Origin of the sequence: Streptomyces sp. DT190 (assembly GCF_049846985.1) — a bacterium.
In the GTDB taxonomy this organism is placed as follows: Bacteria; Actinomycetota; Actinomycetes; order Streptomycetales; family Streptomycetaceae; genus Streptomyces.
This window is the reverse complement of sequence record NZ_JBNCNM010000006.1, coordinates 232637-249111: the sequence shown is the minus strand read 5'-3', so window position 1 is coordinate 249111 and position 16475 is coordinate 232637. Positions and strand designations below refer to the sequence as shown.

General features: G+C 72.3%; 13 protein-coding genes. 5 read left to right on the top strand and 8 right to left on the bottom strand.

Annotated features, from left to right (window positions below):
• Positions 1-38 precede the first annotated feature (38 nt).
• Positions 39-218 carry a hypothetical protein gene (locus ACPXCS_RS14165; RefSeq protein WP_425946850.1) on the bottom strand — a complete coding sequence of 60 codons (180 nt, stop codon included), beginning with the start codon at positions 216-218 and terminating at the stop codon, positions 39-41.
• Positions 219-506: 288 nt separating this feature from the next.
• Between ACPXCS_RS14165 and ACPXCS_RS14160 the strand changes: the two genes are divergently transcribed.
• A complete protein-coding gene (locus ACPXCS_RS14160) occupies positions 507-728 on the top strand; it encodes a hypothetical protein (protein WP_425946851.1) in 222 nt (73 codons plus the stop codon).
• A 172-nt stretch (positions 729-900) separates the two neighbouring features.
• Here ACPXCS_RS14160 and ACPXCS_RS14155 read toward each other — a convergent pair whose 3' ends face one another.
• The 6 genes from ACPXCS_RS14155 to ACPXCS_RS14130 form a co-directional block, all read right to left on the bottom strand.
• Positions 901-1644, bottom strand: a complete 744-nt coding sequence (locus ACPXCS_RS14155; protein ID WP_425946852.1) for an N-acetyltransferase — start codon at positions 1642-1644, stop codon at positions 901-903.
• Positions 1645-1716: 72 nt separating this feature from the next.
• Entirely contained in the window at positions 1717-2421 is a 705-nt protein-coding gene (locus ACPXCS_RS14150) for a DNA alkylation repair protein (RefSeq protein ID WP_425946853.1), read from the bottom strand.
• A 128-nt stretch (positions 2422-2549) separates the two neighbouring features.
• On the bottom strand, positions 2550-3326 hold the full coding sequence (locus ACPXCS_RS14145; protein WP_425946854.1) for an HNH endonuclease family protein: 777 nt from the start codon (positions 3324-3326) through the stop codon (positions 2550-2552).
• 216 nt (positions 3327-3542) lie between these two features.
• Entirely contained in the window at positions 3543-7076 is a 3534-nt protein-coding gene (gene mfd, locus ACPXCS_RS14140; protein ID WP_425946855.1) for a transcription-repair coupling factor, read from the bottom strand.
• A 273-nt stretch (positions 7077-7349) separates the two neighbouring features.
• The gene (locus ACPXCS_RS14135; protein WP_425946856.1) at positions 7350-9929 is read right to left on the bottom strand and encodes an ABC transporter permease; all 2580 of its coding nucleotides are present in this window, start codon (positions 9927-9929) and stop codon (positions 7350-7352) included.
• The gene (locus ACPXCS_RS14130) at positions 9926-10714 is read right to left on the bottom strand and encodes an ABC transporter ATP-binding protein (protein WP_425946857.1); all 789 of its coding nucleotides are present in this window, start codon (positions 10712-10714) and stop codon (positions 9926-9928) included. The genes ACPXCS_RS14135 and ACPXCS_RS14130 overlap by 4 nt, the downstream gene beginning before the upstream one ends.
• A 473-nt stretch (positions 10715-11187) precedes the next feature.
• Between ACPXCS_RS14130 and ACPXCS_RS14125 the strand changes: the two genes are divergently transcribed.
• From ACPXCS_RS14125 to ACPXCS_RS14110, 4 genes are all read left to right on the top strand, one after another.
• On the top strand, positions 11188-12681 hold the full coding sequence (locus ACPXCS_RS14125; RefSeq protein ID WP_425946858.1) for an MFS transporter: 1494 nt from the start codon (positions 11188-11190) through the stop codon (positions 12679-12681).
• Positions 12682-12701: 20 nt separating this feature from the next.
• Positions 12702-13223, top strand: coding sequence for a GNAT family N-acetyltransferase (locus ACPXCS_RS14120; RefSeq protein ID WP_425946859.1), 522 nt, complete (start codon positions 12702-12704; stop codon positions 13221-13223).
• A 162-nt stretch (positions 13224-13385) separates the two neighbouring features.
• Positions 13386-13820, top strand: coding sequence for a DUF485 domain-containing protein (locus tag ACPXCS_RS14115; protein ID WP_425946860.1), 435 nt, complete (start codon positions 13386-13388; stop codon positions 13818-13820).
• Positions 13817-15430 carry a cation acetate symporter gene (locus tag ACPXCS_RS14110; protein ID WP_425946861.1) on the top strand — a complete coding sequence of 538 codons (1614 nt, stop codon included), beginning with the start codon at positions 13817-13819 and terminating at the stop codon, positions 15428-15430. The genes ACPXCS_RS14115 and ACPXCS_RS14110 overlap by 4 nt, the downstream gene beginning before the upstream one ends.
• A gap of 79 nt (positions 15431-15509) precedes the next feature.
• Here ACPXCS_RS14110 and ACPXCS_RS14105 read toward each other — a convergent pair whose 3' ends face one another.
• Positions 15510-16394 (bottom strand): cellulose-binding protein, encoded by an 885-nt coding sequence (locus tag ACPXCS_RS14105; RefSeq protein WP_425946862.1) that lies wholly within the window; start codon positions 16392-16394, stop codon positions 15510-15512.
• Between the last annotated feature and the right edge of the window lie 81 nt (positions 16395-16475).

The following is a 16475-nucleotide window of genomic DNA, read 5'->3' as shown; positions in this document are numbered from 1 at the left end:
CTCGTAGCGGCCGGCGACGACGCGTCCCGCCGTCGCGGTCACCTGCCGTCCTCGCGATCGCCGTCCCGCCGGCCGTCGCCTTCCTGGCGGCGCAGGTAGTCGCTGAGTTCGTCGAGTTCGGCGCGGACCTGGTCGATACGGGCGGGGGCGGGGCGCTGGGCGGACGGGGGCGGCTGCACGGGGGCCGCCGGGCCCTGGGGCGTGACGTCACGGGGCACCGGGGTGTGCGGCCCGGAGGTGTGCGGGAAGGGGGTGTGCGGCGCCGTGGGCTGCTGCGGATCGGCGTGGACGCCTGGGCGTAGGACGCGCCGGGGTGCGGATAGCCGTACGGGGAGTGGACGGTCGGCGCGTGGGGCGAGGCCGGGTGGCCGGCGAGCTGCCGCCGCTCCCCTTGGTGGCCGATGTCCACGATCAGGAAGTAGATGGCGGCACCGATGCCGAGCAGCAGGATCAGGCCGAGGGCGACGTCGGTGCGGACGTCGTCCTCCGGCAGGGAGCCGACCACGATGAAGCAGGCGATGGCCAGGGGCAGCGACACCCAGGCCAGCACCCAGTCCAGGGCGCGCCCGCGCAGGACGGCCACCCGGAACAGCGGCACGCAGGCCAGCACGCCGCAGCTGAGGAGACCGGCGGCGGCGAACAGCACGCGCAGGGAGATGACCGTTGCCGCGCTGCGGGGAGGCGGCGCCGCGCCGTGGCCGTACATGACTGCTCCTGGACCGGTGTAGCCGATGGGGACGGATGTGCGAGTGACAGAGCCCGTTGGGAGTCCGAGCGTATAGCCCGACACGGACAACGAGTCACGGGTTGTACCGAACCGTTGTCGTGCTGATCACTTCGAGTGCTGATCACTCCCTGTGGACGGCTCGTCCGGGCCGGACGGAAACGGGCCGCGAGCGCTCAGAGGGCGTGCCGCATCCACACGTTGGGCTCGACGTACACCGCGTATCCGCGCTCCACCTCGCAGCGCACCGGCACCAGGGCGCCGGGCACCTCGATGTCGCCCGTGGTGTCGAAGGGCAGGCCCGTCCAGCGGCGCCAGTCGGCCAGTGGCGCGGCCACCGTCATGGACGCCGGTGCGACCGAGTCGATGGTGGCACCGGCCCGGGCGTGCACGCGCAGCCACGGGTCCTGCGGCAGGCCGTCGGGACGGACGCGGTGGGCGTACTCCTCGATGGGAGTGTGCGGTTCCAGGTGCTTGGCGTTGGGGCGGACCGGGGCGACGACCTCGCCGAAGCCACGGGCCCGGGCGTTGTCGCGCAGCGCCGAGACCATGATCCCGGACAGGCCCCGCCCCTGGGCCCGGGGCGCCACCGAGATGGAGATGGCGCTGACCGTGTCGGGGCGCACCCCGCGGCGCAGATCCGAGAAGGCCCACACCAGCACCGTGTCCCAGCCGTTCGCGGGCAGTTCGCCACGGCCCTCGGCGGCGAGCGCGAACGGCACGCTGTAGGCGTTCGCGACGACCTCGCCCCGCTCGTCCTCGGCGAACAGGACGTACTCGGGGAGTTCGGCGGCGATCCGGGGGAAATGGGCGGCGCCCACGAGGTCCTGGATCACGAACTCCGGCCAGGTGTCCGCCATCCCCACGACCCGGTCCAGCATCTCGGGGCGGTCGGCGAGGCTCGATGTCTTCAGCTGCATGCGGTCACCGTAGGCGGGACTGCGTGTACCGGGAATCGAATATCCGGGTGGGCGCAGCGTCCCCCGCGTCCCCTACCGCACACGCACGAAGCGCGCGCGTTCCTCCGCCGGGATGCGCTCGGTCGCGTACCGCACGGTGACGCGGGGCAGTTCGGCCAGGTGCTGTTCGAGGAACGCCACCAGCAGGGGCGCGTCCCGGCGGCCGATCTCGCGCAGCATCCAGCCGAGCGCCTTGTGGATCAGCGGTTCCGGGTCATGGCACAGGGCGCGCACCAGGTGGAACGTCGGCTCGAAACGCCCCTGGCGGATCAGCGCCAGTGTGGCGACGACGGCGATCCTGCGGTCCCAGAGCCAGGAGGAGGCGGCCAGTCGGTCCAGTACCTCCGGGGCGTCCTCGGGCCCTTCGACGAGCCACGGTCCGAGCACGAGGTGGGCGGAGGCGTCCACCAGGTCCCAGTTGTCCACCCACCGGGTCCGTGCGAGGTAGAAGTCGACCAGGACCCGGCGCTCCGCACCCCGGGCGGTCCGCATCCGCTCGGCCAGCACCAGAAGTCCGGCCAACCGCTCCTCGTGGACGCGGCTGTGCAGCAGCGCGTCCACGTCCTTCCAGGCGAGCTCCCGGTGCGCCCGGGCCAGCCTGCGCACCACGGGCACCCGCACCCCGAGCAGTTCGTCGTCTTCCGGCGGCCGCAGCACCCGGATCTGCTGGACCCTGATGTCCGGCTCGGCCCGGTCCCGCAGCGCGCTCCGCAGGGCCTGCAGCGAATGGGTCGTCATGTCGGCGGACGCTAGCTCAGGTGCGCACGTGCGCGTTTGCGGCGGGTGGGTGCGCGGGTGCGGCCGGGTGGGTGCGCGGGTGCGGCCGGGTGGGTGCGGTGCGCGGGTGGCGCAGGGTGGGCGGGCGCTCAGCCGCCGCACTGCCGCAGCATCATCTCCTTGTCGGCGGACGTCACGGGCAGGTCGTACTTCAGGGACACCTGGGCGAAGCGCACCGAGTAGGCGCAGCGGATCCGTTTGACGGGGGGCAGCCAGGCCGCCGGTCCGGAGTCCTGCTTCGCGCTGTTGGTCGGCCCGTCCACGGGGACGAGGTTGAGCGGGTCGTTGGCGATGGACACCCGCTTGTCCTTCGTCCAGCGCGAAGCGCCCATCTGCCAGTCGTAGGACAGCGGCATCACGTGGTCTATCTGCACCTTCATCGCACGCGACTTGGTGAACTCGATGACCTTGCCCGTGTACGGGTCGTGCAGCGTCATGGACGTGACGACGCAGTTCGAGCCCGACCGGAAGCGCAGGTCCTCGCCGTCGCGCTTCAGGAGGTCGTTGCGCGAGTCGCAGCCGTTGCGGGCGAAGGGGACCTCGCGGGGCGCCGAGTCCATCCAGGCGTAGCCGAACTCGTCCCGGTCGTAACCCGTCCTGGGGCCGCGGCCCTTCGTCGCCACCCTCTCGATGAGGGCGCGGGCCCTCGCCTTGTCCTCGGCCGAGGTGATCGGCGCCAGCCCCGGCTTGGTGCCGTCCGGGTTGTCGAGCGGGTTCACGGCCCGGCCGTCACCGGCGGCCGGGGCACCGGATCCGGAGGCTCCGCCGCCGTCCGCCGGAGGGGCCAGTCCCTCGCAGCCGGTCAGCACCGCACCGGCGCACACCATGGCGACGGCCAGTGCCGTCCCGCCCCTCAGACGCGTCACCGTGCGCCCCTCCCCTGCTTGTCCGTTCCGCCCTGGCGCGAGCGGCCTGTGCCTGGTCCCACGGTAGCGGGGCACGCACGAGGAGACGCGGGGGCGCGGTGGGGCACCGCCCCGGGCGTAGAGGGGCGTCCCGGTTCCCGGCCGGTCCCGGCCCTGAGGACCCCAGGACACCAGGACCGGTCCCGGTTCTCAGGAGCCCAGGACCGGTCCCGGTTCTCAGGAGCCCAGGACCGACGTCAGGAACTCCCCGACCCAGGCGAGCAGTTCCCGCCCGACCAGCGGCTTCCCGCCCACCTTCGCCGTCTTCGGGCGCGGCACCAGGACCTGGTGCGCCGCCGGCTTGATGACGGCCCCGGGGTAGAGCCGCTTGAGCCGCAGCTCCTGCGACTCGCGCAGTTCCACCGGCGCGAAGCGGATGTTGGTGCCCTGCAGCACGACCTCACCGACGCCGCAGGCCCGGGCGAACATGCGCAGGCCCGCCACGAGCAGCAGGTTCTCCACGGGCTCGGGCAGCTTGCCGTAGCGGTCGACGAGTTCCTCGCGGACCGCCTTGATGTCCTCCTCCGAGTTGGCGGAGGCGATGGCGCGGTACGCCTGGAGGCGGAGGCGCTCGCCGGGCGCGTAGTCGTGCGGGACGTGCGCGTCGACGGGCAGCTCGATCTTGACCTCGAGCGGCGGCTCCTCCTCGATATCGCCGGTCTCCAGCTGGCGCCGGTAGTCCGCGACGGCCTCGCCGACCATGCGCACGTACAGGTCGAACCCGACGCCCGCGATGTGGCCGGACTGCTCGCCGCCCAGCAGGTTGCCCGCGCCGCGGATCTCCAGGTCCTTCATGGCGACGTACATGCCGGCGCCCATCTCCGTGTGCTGGGCGATCGTCGCGAGCCGCTCGTGCGCGGTCTCGGTCAGCGGCTTCTCCGGCGGGTAGAGGAAGTAGGCGTAGCCGCGCTCGCGGCCGCGTCCGACCCGGCCGCGCAGCTGGTGCAGCTGGCTGAGGCCGAAGTTGTCGCCGCGCTCCACGATGAGGGTGTTGGCGTTGGAGATGTCGATGCCGGACTCCACGATCGTCGTGGACACCAGCACGTCGAACTTCTTCTCCCAGAAGTCGACGACGACCTGCTCCAGCGCCGACTCGGACATCTGGCCGTGGGCGGTGGCGATGCGCGCCTCGGGGACGATCTCGCGCAGCCGGGCGGCGGCCCGGTCGATCGACTCGACGCGGTTGTGGATGTAGAAGACCTGGCCCTCGCGCAGCAGTTCGCGGCGGATGGCGGCGCCGATCTGCTTCTCCTCGTAGGGGCCGACGAAGGTGAGCACCGGGTGGCGCTCCTCCGGCGGGGTGGTGATGGTCGACATCTCGCGGATGCCGGTGACCGCCATCTCCAGGGTCCGCGGGATCGGGGTCGCGGACATGGTCAGCACATCGACGTTGGCGCGGAGCTTCTTCAGCTGCTCCTTGTGCTCGACGCCGAAGCGCTGCTCCTCGTCGACGATGACCAGGCCCAGGTCCTTGAACTTGGTCTCGGACGAGAACAGCCGGTGCGTGCCGATGACGATGTCGACCGAGCCCTCGCGCAGGCCCTCCAGCACCGCCTTGGCCTCGGTGTCGGTCTGGAAGCGGGACAGCGCCTTCACGCTCACCGGGAACTGGGCGTAGCGCTCGCTGAACGTGCCGAAGTGCTGCTGCACCAGCAGGGTGGTGGGCACCAGGACGGCGACCTGCTTGCCGTCCTGGACGGCCTTGAAGGCGGCCCGGACCGCGATCTCGGTCTTGCCGTAGCCGACGTCGCCGCAGATCAGGCGGTCCATGGGGACCGTCTTCTCCATGTCCTCCTTGACCTCGGCGATGGTGGTCAGCTGGTCGGGCGTCTCCGCGTAGGGGAAGGCGTCCTCCAGCTCGCGCTGCCAGGGCGTGTCCGGCCCGAAGGCGTGCCCGGGGGCGGCCATGCGGGCGCTGTACAGCTTGATGAGGTCGGCGGCGATCTCCTTGACGGCCTTCTTCGCGCGGGCCTTGGTCTTCGTCCAGTCGGCGCCGCCGAGGCGGTGCAGGGTGGGGGCCTCGCCGCCGACGTACTTGGTGATCTGCTCCAGCTGGTCGGTGGGGATGTACAGCCGGTCCCCGGGCTGGCCGCGCTTGGCGGGGGCGTACTCGACGACCAGGTACTCGCGGGTCGCGCCCTGCACGGTGCGCTGCACCATCTCGATGTAGCGGCCCACGCCGTGCTGCTCGTGGACGATGTAGTCGCCCGCCTCCAGGGTGAGCGGGTCGATGGTCTTGCGGCGGCGGGCCGGCATCCGGGCGCCCTCGCGGCCGGACGCCTTCTGGCCGGACAGGTCGGTCTCGGTCAGCACCGCGAGTCTGAGCGCCGGGTCGACGAAGCCGTGGTCGATCGAGCCGCACGCCACGTGCACCACGGACGGGGAGATCTCGCCGAGGTCCCCGTCCAGCCGGGCGGCGATGCCCTCGCCGCCGAGCACCTCGACCGTACGGGCGGCGGGGCCGTGGGCCTCGGTGACGAACACCGTCCGCCAGCCGTCGGCGAGCCAGCCCTTGGTGTCGGCGAGGGCCTTGGCGGTGTCCCCGCGGTAGGTCTCCGGGGCGTGCATGCCGAGCTTGAGGGTGTCCGCGTCCAGCTCTTCGTCCGCGGCGAACGGCGACACCGACCACCACATCATGTCCAGCTCGCGGGCCCGGTCCCGGACGGCCGCGATGGACCACAGGGAGGCCGCGCCGACGTCGATGGGGGCCTCGCCGCCGCCGGCGGTGGCCGCCCAGGAGGCCTGCAGGAACTCCTGCGAGGTGGCGACCAGGTCCGAGGCGCGCGTGCGGACCCGCTCCGGGTCGCAGACGACGGCCATGGACCCCTTGGGCAGCACGTCGAGCAGCAGCTCCATGTCGTCGACGAGGACCGGGGCGAGGGACTCCATGCCCTCGACGGCGATGCCCTCGGCGATCTTGCCGAGGAGTTCGCCGAGCTCGGGGTGCTGCTCGGCCAGGGCACGCGCGCGGGCGCGGACGTCGTCGGTGAGGAGCAGCTCGCGGCACGGCGGCGCCCACAGGCCGTGTTCGGCGATCTCCAGGGAGCGCTGGTCGGCGACCTTGAAGTAGCGGATCTCCTCCACGTCGTCGCCCCAGAACTCGACGCGCAGGGGGTGTTCCTCGGTGGGCGGGAACACGTCGAGGATGCCGCCGCGGACGGCGAACTCGCCGCGCTTCTCCACCAGCTCCACGCGCGCGTAGGCGGCGGCCGCGAGGGCCTCGACCACCTCGTTCAGGTCGGCGCTCTGCCCGCTCCTCAGGGCCACCGGCTCCAGGTCGCCCAGGCCCTTGACCTGCGGCTGGAGCACGGACCTGACGGGCGCGACGACGACGGAGACCGGGCCGGTCTCGGGGTCGTCGGGGCGGGGGTGGGCCAGACGGCGCAGCACGGCCAGGCGGCGGCCGACGGTGTCGCTGCGGGGGCTGAGCCGCTCGTGCGGGAGCGTCTCCCACGAGGGGTACTCCACGACGCCCTCGGGCGGGAGGAGGGAGCGCAGGGCGGCGGCCAGGTCCTCCGCCTCGCGGCCCGTCGCCGTCACCGCCAGCACCGGGCGGCCGCTGTCCCGGGCCAGGGCGGCCACCGCGAAGGGGCGGGCCGCAGGGGGGCCGACCAGGTCGACGTGCATGCGGTTGCCGTCGGCGGCAGCCCTGATCGCTTCCGCGAGGGCGGCGTCCTTGACGACGGCGTCGAGCAGACCGTGCAGGCTCATGGGGGGCTTTTTCCGTCCAGGGGGTGGGCAACACGACGGGCCCGACGCGCGCCGCGGCCGGGGGGTCTCCAGCGTACGACGCTGCGCGGCTCGGCGCCGGGGCCTGTGGACGACGCCCCCGGGTGCGAGGCCTGCGCCCACCCGAAGCGGTCGGCCGGGAAGCCGGGCCCCTGCCGCGCACAGCACCCGGCGCCGGGAAGTCCTGGAGTGGACTTCCCGGCGCCGGGTTCCCCGCAACCCCCGTATGCGGTGGTTCCTCGCGGTGCCGCGTGACTACTCCGTCGCGATCGCGTTCAGCACGTTCATCCGGCCCGCCCGGAACGCCGGGACCAGGGCCGCGAACAGACCCACGAACGCCGAGCCGACGAAGACTCCGATGATCGTCGGCCAGGGGATGTCCAGGACCATCAGGCCCTCCAGCTCCAGCAGCTGCTGGGCCGTGGCGCCCCAGCCCATGCCCAGGCCGAGGCCCAGCAGGGCGCCGAAGAGGGCGATGACCACGGACTCCATGCGGATCATGCGGCGCAGCTGGCGGCGGGAGAGGCCGATCGCCCGCATCAGGCCGATCTCCCGGGTGCGCTCCACGACCGACAGGGCCAGGGTGTTCACCACGCCCAGGATGGCGACGATGATCGCCAGGGCCAGCAGGCCGTAGATCATGTTGAGCAGCTGGCCGATCTGGTCCTTCAGCGCGTCCTTGTAGTCGGTCTGGTCGCGCACGGTGTACTGCGGGTAGTCGTGCAGGGCCGACTTCAGGGACGTGTAGGCGGCGTCCTGCTGCCCCTCCTTGGCGCTGGCGAAGACCAGCGAGTCCAGCGGCATCTTGTCGGCCGGGACGTACTTGGCCATCGTCGCGATGGAGGTGTACATCGCGCCCGCGTCGATCACCACGTCACTGCTGGTGATCGCCCGGACCGTGAGGTCGGCCGCGGAGCCGTCCTTGAAGGCCACCTTGATCTTCGAGCCGAGGCTGATGCCGTGGTCCTTGGCGAACTTCTCGTGCACGGACATCGAGTCGGGCTTGTAGGCGTCGGGCAGCTTGCCGGCGACGGTCTCGGTGCGCAGGTCGGTCGCGTACGACGGGTCGGCCGCCGTGATCGCCGTGTCCTTCAGGGTCTCGCCGTCGGGGGTGGTGAAGTCGGCCTTCGTCCACTTGTACTCGGTGATCCGCTCCAGCTCCGGCGTCGCCTTCATGGCCTCGACCGCCTGCGGGGTGATCAGCTGGCCGCTGTCGGACTGGACGATGAAGTCCGTGCCGACGGTCTTGTCGAGCTGGTCGGTGGCGGAGGCCACCATGGAGGAGCCGACCACGGACAGGCACGCCACCAGGGCGAGGCCGATCATCAGCGCGGCGCCCGTCGCGCCGGTGCGGCGCGGGTTGCGCAGGGCGTTGCGCTCGGCCATGCGGCCCACGGGACCGAACATCCGCAGCAGGACGGCGCCGAGGACGCGGACCACCGCACCGGCGAGCAGCGGGCCGATGACGACGAAGCCGATCAGCGACAGCACCACGCCGAGGCCCAGCCACAGCGAGCCCTCGGTGGCCTTGTCGGCCGCCGACGCCAGGTACAGGGCGAAGAAGCCGGTGCCGGTGAGGACGGTGCCGATGATGCCGCGGATCCAGCCGGCCTTGGCGTCGGCCGGGGCGCCGGCGTCGCGCAGGGCGGCCATCGGGGAGATCTTGCCGGCGCGGCGGGCGGGCAGGTAGGCGGCGAGCACGGTGACGATCACGCCGAGGACGAGACCGACCACGGGGGTCGTCCAGGCCACGGTGAGGTCGTCGGTGGACAGTTCCATGCCCATCTGGCCCATGAGCTTCATCAGGCCGACGGCGAGGCCGACGCCCGCGCCCACGCCGAGCACCGAGCCGACGAGGCCGAGCAGCAGGGCCTCGGCCAGCACCGAGCGGTTGACCTGCTTGCGGGAGGAGCCGATGGCCCGCATCAGGCCGATCTCGCGGGTGCGCTGGGCGACCAGCATGGAGAAGGTGTTGATGATCAGGAAGATGCCGACGAGGAAGGCGATCCCGGCGAAGCCGAGCATCGCGTACTTCATGACGTTCATGAAGCCCTCGACGTCCTTCTGGTTGGCGTCGGCGGTCTCCTTGGCGGTCTTGACCTGGAAGCCGCCGCCGAGTTCGGCCGTGACGTTCTTCTTCAGCTGTGCGTCGCTGACGCCGGCGGCCGCGGTGACGTTGACGTTGGTGTAGACGCCGGTCTCGCCGACCAGGGCCTGCTGAGCGGTCTTGGTGTCGAGGTAGAAGATGGCGGCGCCGGGGTTGGTGACGGTGAAGTCGGCGATGCCGGAGATCTTCGCCGTGTGGTTGCCGACGGCGGTGAGCACGCCGATCTCGTCGCCGAGCTTCAGGCCGTGCTTGTCGGCGGTGTCGGCGTCGACCATGATCTGGTCGGCGCCCCGGGGGGCCGCACCCGAGGTGATCTTCATGGTGCGGGCGTCGGTGGCGTTCCAGCTGCCGACGATGGTCGGGCCGCCGCTGGTCGGCGACAGGCTGTCCTTGTCGGCGTCGACGACGGTCACCGAGGTGGAGAACACGGTGCCCTCGGCGGACTTCACGCCCTGGGCCCTGCGCACCTCGCCGAGCACGGAGGCCGGCATGACCGGCGGCTTGCCGTTGTCAGCGGTCGTCTCACCGCTGTCGGAGGCGCCCTTGGCGCTCACCGTCACGTCGGAGGAGGTGGCCGCGAACAGCTTGTCGAAGGTGGTCGACATGGTGTCGGTGAAGACGAGCGTGCCGCTGACGAAGGCGACGGACAGCAGGACGGCGATCGCCGACAGGGCCATGCGTCCCTTGTGCGCGAGGAAGTTGCGCATCGAGGTCTTCATGACGGTCATGACGTGCGCCCCCGGGCGTCGAAGTCCTTCATGCGGTCCAGGACGGCCTCGGCGGTCGGCTTGTGCATCTCGTCGACGATGCGTCCGTCGGCGAGGTACAGCACCCGGTCCGCGTAGCTGGCGGCGACCGGGTCGTGGGTGACCATGACGATGGTCTGGCCGAGCTCGGTCACCGAGCGGCGCAGGAAGCCGAGGACCTCGGCGCCCGCGCGCGAGTCGAGGTTTCCGGTCGGCTCGTCACCGAAGATGATCTCGGGCCGGGCCGCGAGCGCCCGGGCCACGGCGACGCGCTGCTGCTGGCCGCCGGAGAGCTGGGTGGGCCGGTGCTTGAGCCGGTCGGCGAGCCCGACGGTCTCCACGACCCGGGCCAGCCACTGCTTGTCCGGCTTGCGGCCCGCGATGTCCATGGGCAGCGTGATGTTCTCTATGGCGTTCAGCGTCGGCAGCAGGTTGAACGCCTGGAAGATGAACCCGATCCGGTCCCGGCGCAGCTGCGTCAGCTTCTTGTCCTTCAGGCCGGTGATCTCGGTGTCGTCGAGGTAGATCTGCCCGCTGGTGACGGTGTCGAGGCCGGCGAGGCAGTGCATGAGCGTGGACTTGCCGGAGCCCGAGGGGCCCATGATCGCGGTGAACTGGCCGCGTGCGATGTCCACGTCGACGTGATCGAGGGCGACGACCCGGGTCTCTCCGGACCCGTACGCCTTCACGACCTGCCGCGCCCGTGCGGCAACGGCCGTACGCCCTCCAGTACCCCCGTGCCTGGGAATGGTTACAGCCGAAGTCACGGTATGTCTCCTATATCGGTCAGCAGATGGTGAAGGCGGTCGCCTGCTCGGCACCCGCGGTGTGCGATGCCGGACCGCGGAACCGTCCGGCGCGCCTCAAGTCTTCCGGTGGGGAGGGGTCCTGCGCCCTGGTGCGCAGCGCAGTCTTTTGCTGAGGAAAACCCCACCCCCGCCGGTGGGTGAAACCGCCCCCCGGCGGCGTAAAGCCAGGTTAAGGAACGCCCCGTCGGCGTCTCGTCCTCCGCCGGTACGAACCCTCCCCAGGTCGTAGTACGGAGGTACCCCTAGGGGCAGTCCACCGAAGGGTGGAGAGCGTCTCAGGGTCGCCTCCGCCCCTCGGCCCATCGAAGGCTCCACCCTCCCGCGGCGTCAGGGTCAAGTGGGAAGCTGTCCGCGGCAAGTAGGTGCAAGGGGCAGGGACAGTGACGGCGGCCCCGGCGCGGGTGCGGCCGGGCGAGGGGGAGGGACCCGGGGTGGGCAGCACCAGTTCGGCGGCGCAGGAGACCGCACGTCCCGTCGCGACCGGCCGGCGCGGGGCCGTGGTCGCCGCGCTGATGCTCTCGATGGCGCTGGCGGCACTGGACTCGACGATCGTCTCGACCGCCGTCCCGCAGATCGTCGGGGACCTCGGCGGTTTCTCGGTCTTCTCCTGGCTGTTCTCCGGCTATCTGCTGGCCGTGACCGTCACGCTGCCCGTCTACGGCAAGCTCTCCGACACCTTCGGCCGCAAACCGGTGCTGATCGCGGGTTCGGTGCTCTTCCTCCTCGGCTCCCTGCTGTGCGCGCTGGCCTGGAACATGGGGGCGCTCATCGCCTTCCGCATCGTGCAGGGCCTGGGCGGGGGCGCGCTGCAGGGCACCGTGCAGACCCTGGCCGCCGACCTCTACCCGCTGAAGGAGCGGCCCAGGATCCAGGCGAAGCTGTCCACGGTGTGGGCGGTGTCCGCGGTCGCCGGGCCGGGGCTCGGCGGGGTGCTCGCCGCGTACGCGGACTGGCGCTGGATCTTCCTGGTCAACCTGCCGGTCGGCGCGGTCGCCCTGTGGCTGATCGTCCGTCACCTGCACGAGCCGGAACGCGCCGAGGGCACCCGCGTACGGGTGGACTGGGCCGGCGCGCTCGCGGTGTTCGCCTGCGGCGGGGTGCTGCTCACGGCCCTGGTGCAGGGCGGTGTGGCGTGGCCGTGGCTGTCGGCGCCCTCGCTGGCCCTGTTCGGCACGGGGCTGGCCCTGGTGGCGGTGGTGGTGCTGGTGGAGCGGCGCGCCGCCGAGCCGATCATCCCGGGCTGGGTGTGGCGGCGCCGCACGATCGCCGCGGTCAATCTCGCCCTGGGCGCACTGGGTCTGCTGATGGTCGCGCCGACGGTCTTCCTGCCCACCTACGCCCAGTCGGTGCTGGGCCTGGCGCCCGTGGCCGCCGGGTTCGTGCTCTCGGTGTGGACGTTGAGCTGGCCGGTGTCGGCGGCGCTGAGCCAGCACGTGTACCGCAGGATCGGCTTCCGCAACACCGCGATGCTGGGCATCGGGGCGGCCGCGCTGATCCTGCTGGCGTTCCCCTTCCTGCCCTACCCGGGGCGGGCCTGGCAGCCGACGCTGCTGATGCTGCTGCTGGGCGCCGCGCTGGGCCTGTTCCAGCTGCCGCTGATCGTCGGGGTGCAGTCGACGGTGGGCTGGGCGGAACGCGGCACGACGACCGCGTCCGTGCTGTTCTGCCGCCAGACCGGCCAAACGATCGGCGCGGCCGTCTTCGGCGCCGTCGCCAACGGGGTGCTGGCCGCCCGGCTCGGCGGTGCGGGCGACCTCGACTCGGTGACCCGCGCGCTCGACAGGGGCACCGCGCCGGAGGCGACCAGGCGGGCCATCGCCGACGCGGTGCACACCGTCTACCTGGGCGCCTCGTGCGCGGCGGCGCTGGCGTTCGTGGTGCTGCTGTTCCTCGCGCCCAGGAAATTCCCGGTGCTCAAGGACTGACCGTCCGTACTGTGCGGTCCATGCTGACCCTGGAACCGCTGCGCGCCGACCACGCGGACGCCCTGCTGGCCTTCGAGCGGGAGAACCGGGCGTACTTCGCCCGGACGGTCCCGGACCGCGGGGACGCCTACTTCACCCCGGCCGGGTTCGCCGAACGTCACCGGGCGCTGCTGGAGGAGCAGCACGCGCGCGTGTGCCACTTCCATGTCCTCCTGGAGGACGAGGTGCTGGTCGGCCGGGTGAACCTGATGGACGCGACGGACGGCAGCGCCGAACTCGGGTACCGGATCGGCGAGCGGGCCTCGGGCCGGGGTGTGGCGACGGCCGCCGTCGCGCTGATGTGCCGACTGGCCGCCGCCGAGTACGGGCTGACGTCCCTCACCGCGCGGACGACCCTGGACAATCCCGCCTCCTTGAAGGTCCTGACCCGCAACGGCTTCACAGCCGCCGGGGAGACGACCCTGGACGGCCGGCCCGGACTCCGTTTCGTGCGCCGGGAGTTGGCCGCCGCCCCGCCCAAGGCACCCGGAACCGAGGGTTAACGCGGGTAACACCCGAGGTCACGAAGGTAAGCGCATACCGACCAATCAGTTTGGCCAAACCCTCGCGCAGTCCCGGTACTCCGCAGTAACGTGCGGGGCCGCCCGCCCCCCACCTCCCTGCGGTCCGCCGCACCGGATCCGACCCGCGCGAGGAGCACCGGGATGTCCTACGACCCGCCGCCCTACCAGCCGTACCCACCGCCGGACTCGTCCCCGTCGTACGACACCTACCCCTGGGTGCCGCGACAGCAGCCCGAACCGGCCGGGATGCGCCCCCAGCGCCACGCCGCGCTCGGGCACCACAGCGACCTGCGGACGCTGCGCAGCGCCTACCGCTGGCAGCGGCGCGTGGCCACGCTCACGGCGCTCGGCTACTTCGTCGTGTTCCTGCTGCTGTCGGCGTTCGCGCCGTCGTTCATGACGAGCACGGTCACCGACGGACTGCCCACCGGTCTGCTGCTCGCGCTCGTCCAGGTCCCGGTGACCTGGCTGGCGATCGCCCTCTACGAGCAGACGGCCCGCCGCCGCGTCGACCCGATCGCCGACCGCATCCGCAGGCAGGCCGCGCTGGACGCCAGGCGGGAGGGGACCCGGTGACCACCGAGTTCAGCGGAAACGCCCAGGCGATGTCCCTGGTCGGCTTCTCCACCGTCGCCACGATCACGCTGCTGCTGTGCGTGATGACCGGCCCCGACCGGGACGACCTCGACGAGTTCTACACCGGCTACGGCTCCCTGTCGCCCATGCGCAACGGCCTGGCCATCGCCGGCGACTACATCTCCGCCGCGACCGTCCTCGGCACCGGCGGCGTGATCGCCCTGTTCGGTTACGACGGGACCGTCCTGGCCCTGAGCACGGCCCTGTCGCTGATGCTGCTGATGTTCCTGCTGGCCGAACCGCTGCGCAACGCGGGCCGGTTCACCATGGGCGACGCGCTGACCCGCCGTACGCCCGGCCGCGCCGTGCGGATCGCGGCCTGCGCGGTGACCCTGGCGGCGCTGCTGCCGCTGATGCTGGTGCAGCTGGCCGGGACCGGGCAGCTGATGGCGTTCATCCTCGGCTTCTCCGGCGAGTCGCTGCAGACCGGCTGCATCATCGGCGTGGGCGCGCTGATGATCAGCTACGCGGCGATCGGCGGTATGAAGGGCACCGCCCTCATCCAGATCCTGAAGATCGTGATGCTGCTCGGCTCCGGTCTGGTGGTCGCCGTGCTGATCCTCCACCGCTTCGACTGGGACCCGGGGGCGCTGTTCGGCGCGGCCGCCGAGAACAGCGGCGTGGGCTCGGCGTTCCTCTCGTCCGGTCTGCAGTTCTCGGGCGGCGCCAGCCCCGAGCTCGACATGGTCACCGCGCAGCTGACGATCGTCCTCGGCGGCGCCTGCCTGCCCCACGTCACGATGCGCATGTACACCGCCTCCAGCGCCCGGCAGGTGCGGCGGTCGATGTCCTGGGCCGTGTCCGGCGTCGCGCTGTTCGTGCTCGTCATCACCGTCGTCGGCTTCGGCGCGACCGCGCTGGTCGGGCGGGCCGCGATCGCCCAGGTCGACCCGCAGGGCAACACGGCCTATCTGCTGGGCTCGCAGGCGGCGTTCGGCGCGGACGTGTCGGCGGCGGAGACGTTCCTGTTCACGACCGTCACCACCGCCGTCTTCCTCACGCTGCTCGCCTCCGTCGCCGGGATGATCCTGGCCTGCGCCAACTCCCTGGCGCACGACGTGTTCGCGGCCCGGGTGCAGGAGATGTCCCCGCGCCGCGAGATGACCCTGGCCCGCATCTCGGCCCTGGCGGTGGGCGTTCCGGCGATCCTGCTGGCCACCCTCGTCCAGCACCGCAGCCTGCAGCCCCTGGTGACGCTCTCGTTCTGCCTGGGCGCCTCGGCCATCGCCCCCGCGCTGGTCTACAGCCTCTTCTGGCGCCGCTACACCCGGACGGGCCTGCTGAGCACGCTCATCGGCGGCTCGCTGGCGGTGCTGCTGCTGATGCCGGGCACCAACCTGGTCTCCGGCTCACCCGTCTCCGCCTTCCCCGAGGCCGACTTCAACTGGTTCCCGTTCACCACGACGGGCCTGCTCTCCATCCCCTTCGGCTTCGCCTGCGGCTGGCTGGGCACGCTCGCCTCGGGCCGCCGCAAGTCGGAGGAGCAGCGCCGCCAGTACGAGGCGGTGGAGGCCTGGATCCTCGCGGGCGCGGTACGCAAGAACGACTGAGAGCGGGGCGGGGCACGCCGTCGGGGGCGCCGCGCACCGCGCGGGCAGGCCCCTGACGGCGCCACCGGCGCAGCGGAGTTCACTCCGCCGCCTGCCCCGCCCATGCCGCCAGGCTGCTGTGCACGTGGTCGATGTGGGCTTGTACGCCGTCCCGCTGGCCGGCGTGGTCGCGCAGCAGCCGGTCCGTCTCCCGCTCGACGGCCGCCACCCGGGCCCGCGCCCCCTCCAGCAGCTCGGCCGCCCGCGCGTGTGCCTCCTCCTCCAGGCCGCGGGCCGCGTCCGCGGCGTCGGCGAGGGCTCGCTCCGCCTCGGCCGGCACCCCCTCGGCGCGTGCCGACTCCTGAGCGTGCCGGGCGTCCAGGGCGGCCCGCCGCTCGGCCTGCTCCCGTTCGGCCGCCTCCCACCGCTCGGCCCGTTCCTTCTCCTGCTCGGCCAGCATCCCCGAGGTGCGCTCCCGCATCTCCCGCAGCGCGGCCAGCGCCTCACCCCGCAGCTCCCCCGCCTCACGCCCGGCCGCGCCCCGGACCTCGTCGGCCTCGGCACGCGCCGCGAGCAGCCGCTGCCGGGCACGCTCGTCGGCGTCGGCGCGTACGGCATCGGCGTGCGCCTGCGCGGACTCGCGCACGCCGGCCGCCTGCGCCTGCGCCCGCTCCACCTGTTGACGCGCCTGACGGTGCGCCCCCTCCCGGACCGCCGCGGCCTCCAGCTCACCGAGCTCCAGGAGCCGCCGGGCCCGCTCCCCGAGCGTGTCGTAGGTCTGCGGGCCCAGGCACGCCACGGCCTGGCGCAGCCGCCCCAGCTCCTCGTCCATCTGCCGGGCGAGCACGGTCAGCCGGGCCGCCCGCTCCCAGGCCGCGTCGCGCTCCGCGGAGAGCGCCGCGGCCCGGGCGTCGACCTGTTCGGGACGGTAACCGCGCCCCCGCACGACCGGAAAGCCGTGCGAGGACAGCGCTGCGCTGCTCATCCTGGACCCCTCTCCACCACACCGACGCGACGCGAACCACGCGAGAAATGGGATGATTTCGCGCACATCTTGATGGATCAG

Excerpts from the sequence above, each read along its gene's own strand:
- ACPXCS_RS14155 (WP_425946852.1), bottom strand. The coding sequence starts at position 1,644 with ATGCAGCTGAAGACATCGAGCCTCGCCGACCGCCCCGAGATGCTGGAC.
- mfd (WP_425946855.1), bottom strand. The coding sequence starts at position 7,076 with ATGAGCCTGCACGGTCTGCTCGACGCCGTCGTCAAGGACGCCGCCCTC.
- ACPXCS_RS14150 (WP_425946853.1), bottom strand. The coding sequence starts at position 2,421 with ATGACGACCCATTCGCTGCAGGCCCTGCGGAGCGCGCTGCGGGACCGG.
- ACPXCS_RS14120 (WP_425946859.1), top strand. The coding sequence starts at position 12,702 with ATGCTGACCCTGGAACCGCTGCGCGCCGACCACGCGGACGCCCTGCTG.
- ACPXCS_RS14135 (WP_425946856.1), bottom strand. The coding sequence starts at position 9,929 with ATGACCGTCATGAAGACCTCGATGCGCAACTTCCTCGCGCACAAGGGA.
- ACPXCS_RS14160 (WP_425946851.1), top strand. The coding sequence starts at position 507 with ATGAAGCAGGCGATGGCCAGGGGCAGCGACACCCAGGCCAGCACCCAG.
- ACPXCS_RS14115 (WP_425946860.1), top strand. The coding sequence starts at position 13,386 with ATGTCCTACGACCCGCCGCCCTACCAGCCGTACCCACCGCCGGACTCG.
- ACPXCS_RS14105 (WP_425946862.1), bottom strand. The coding sequence starts at position 16,394 with ATGAGCAGCGCAGCGCTGTCCTCGCACGGCTTTCCGGTCGTGCGGGGG.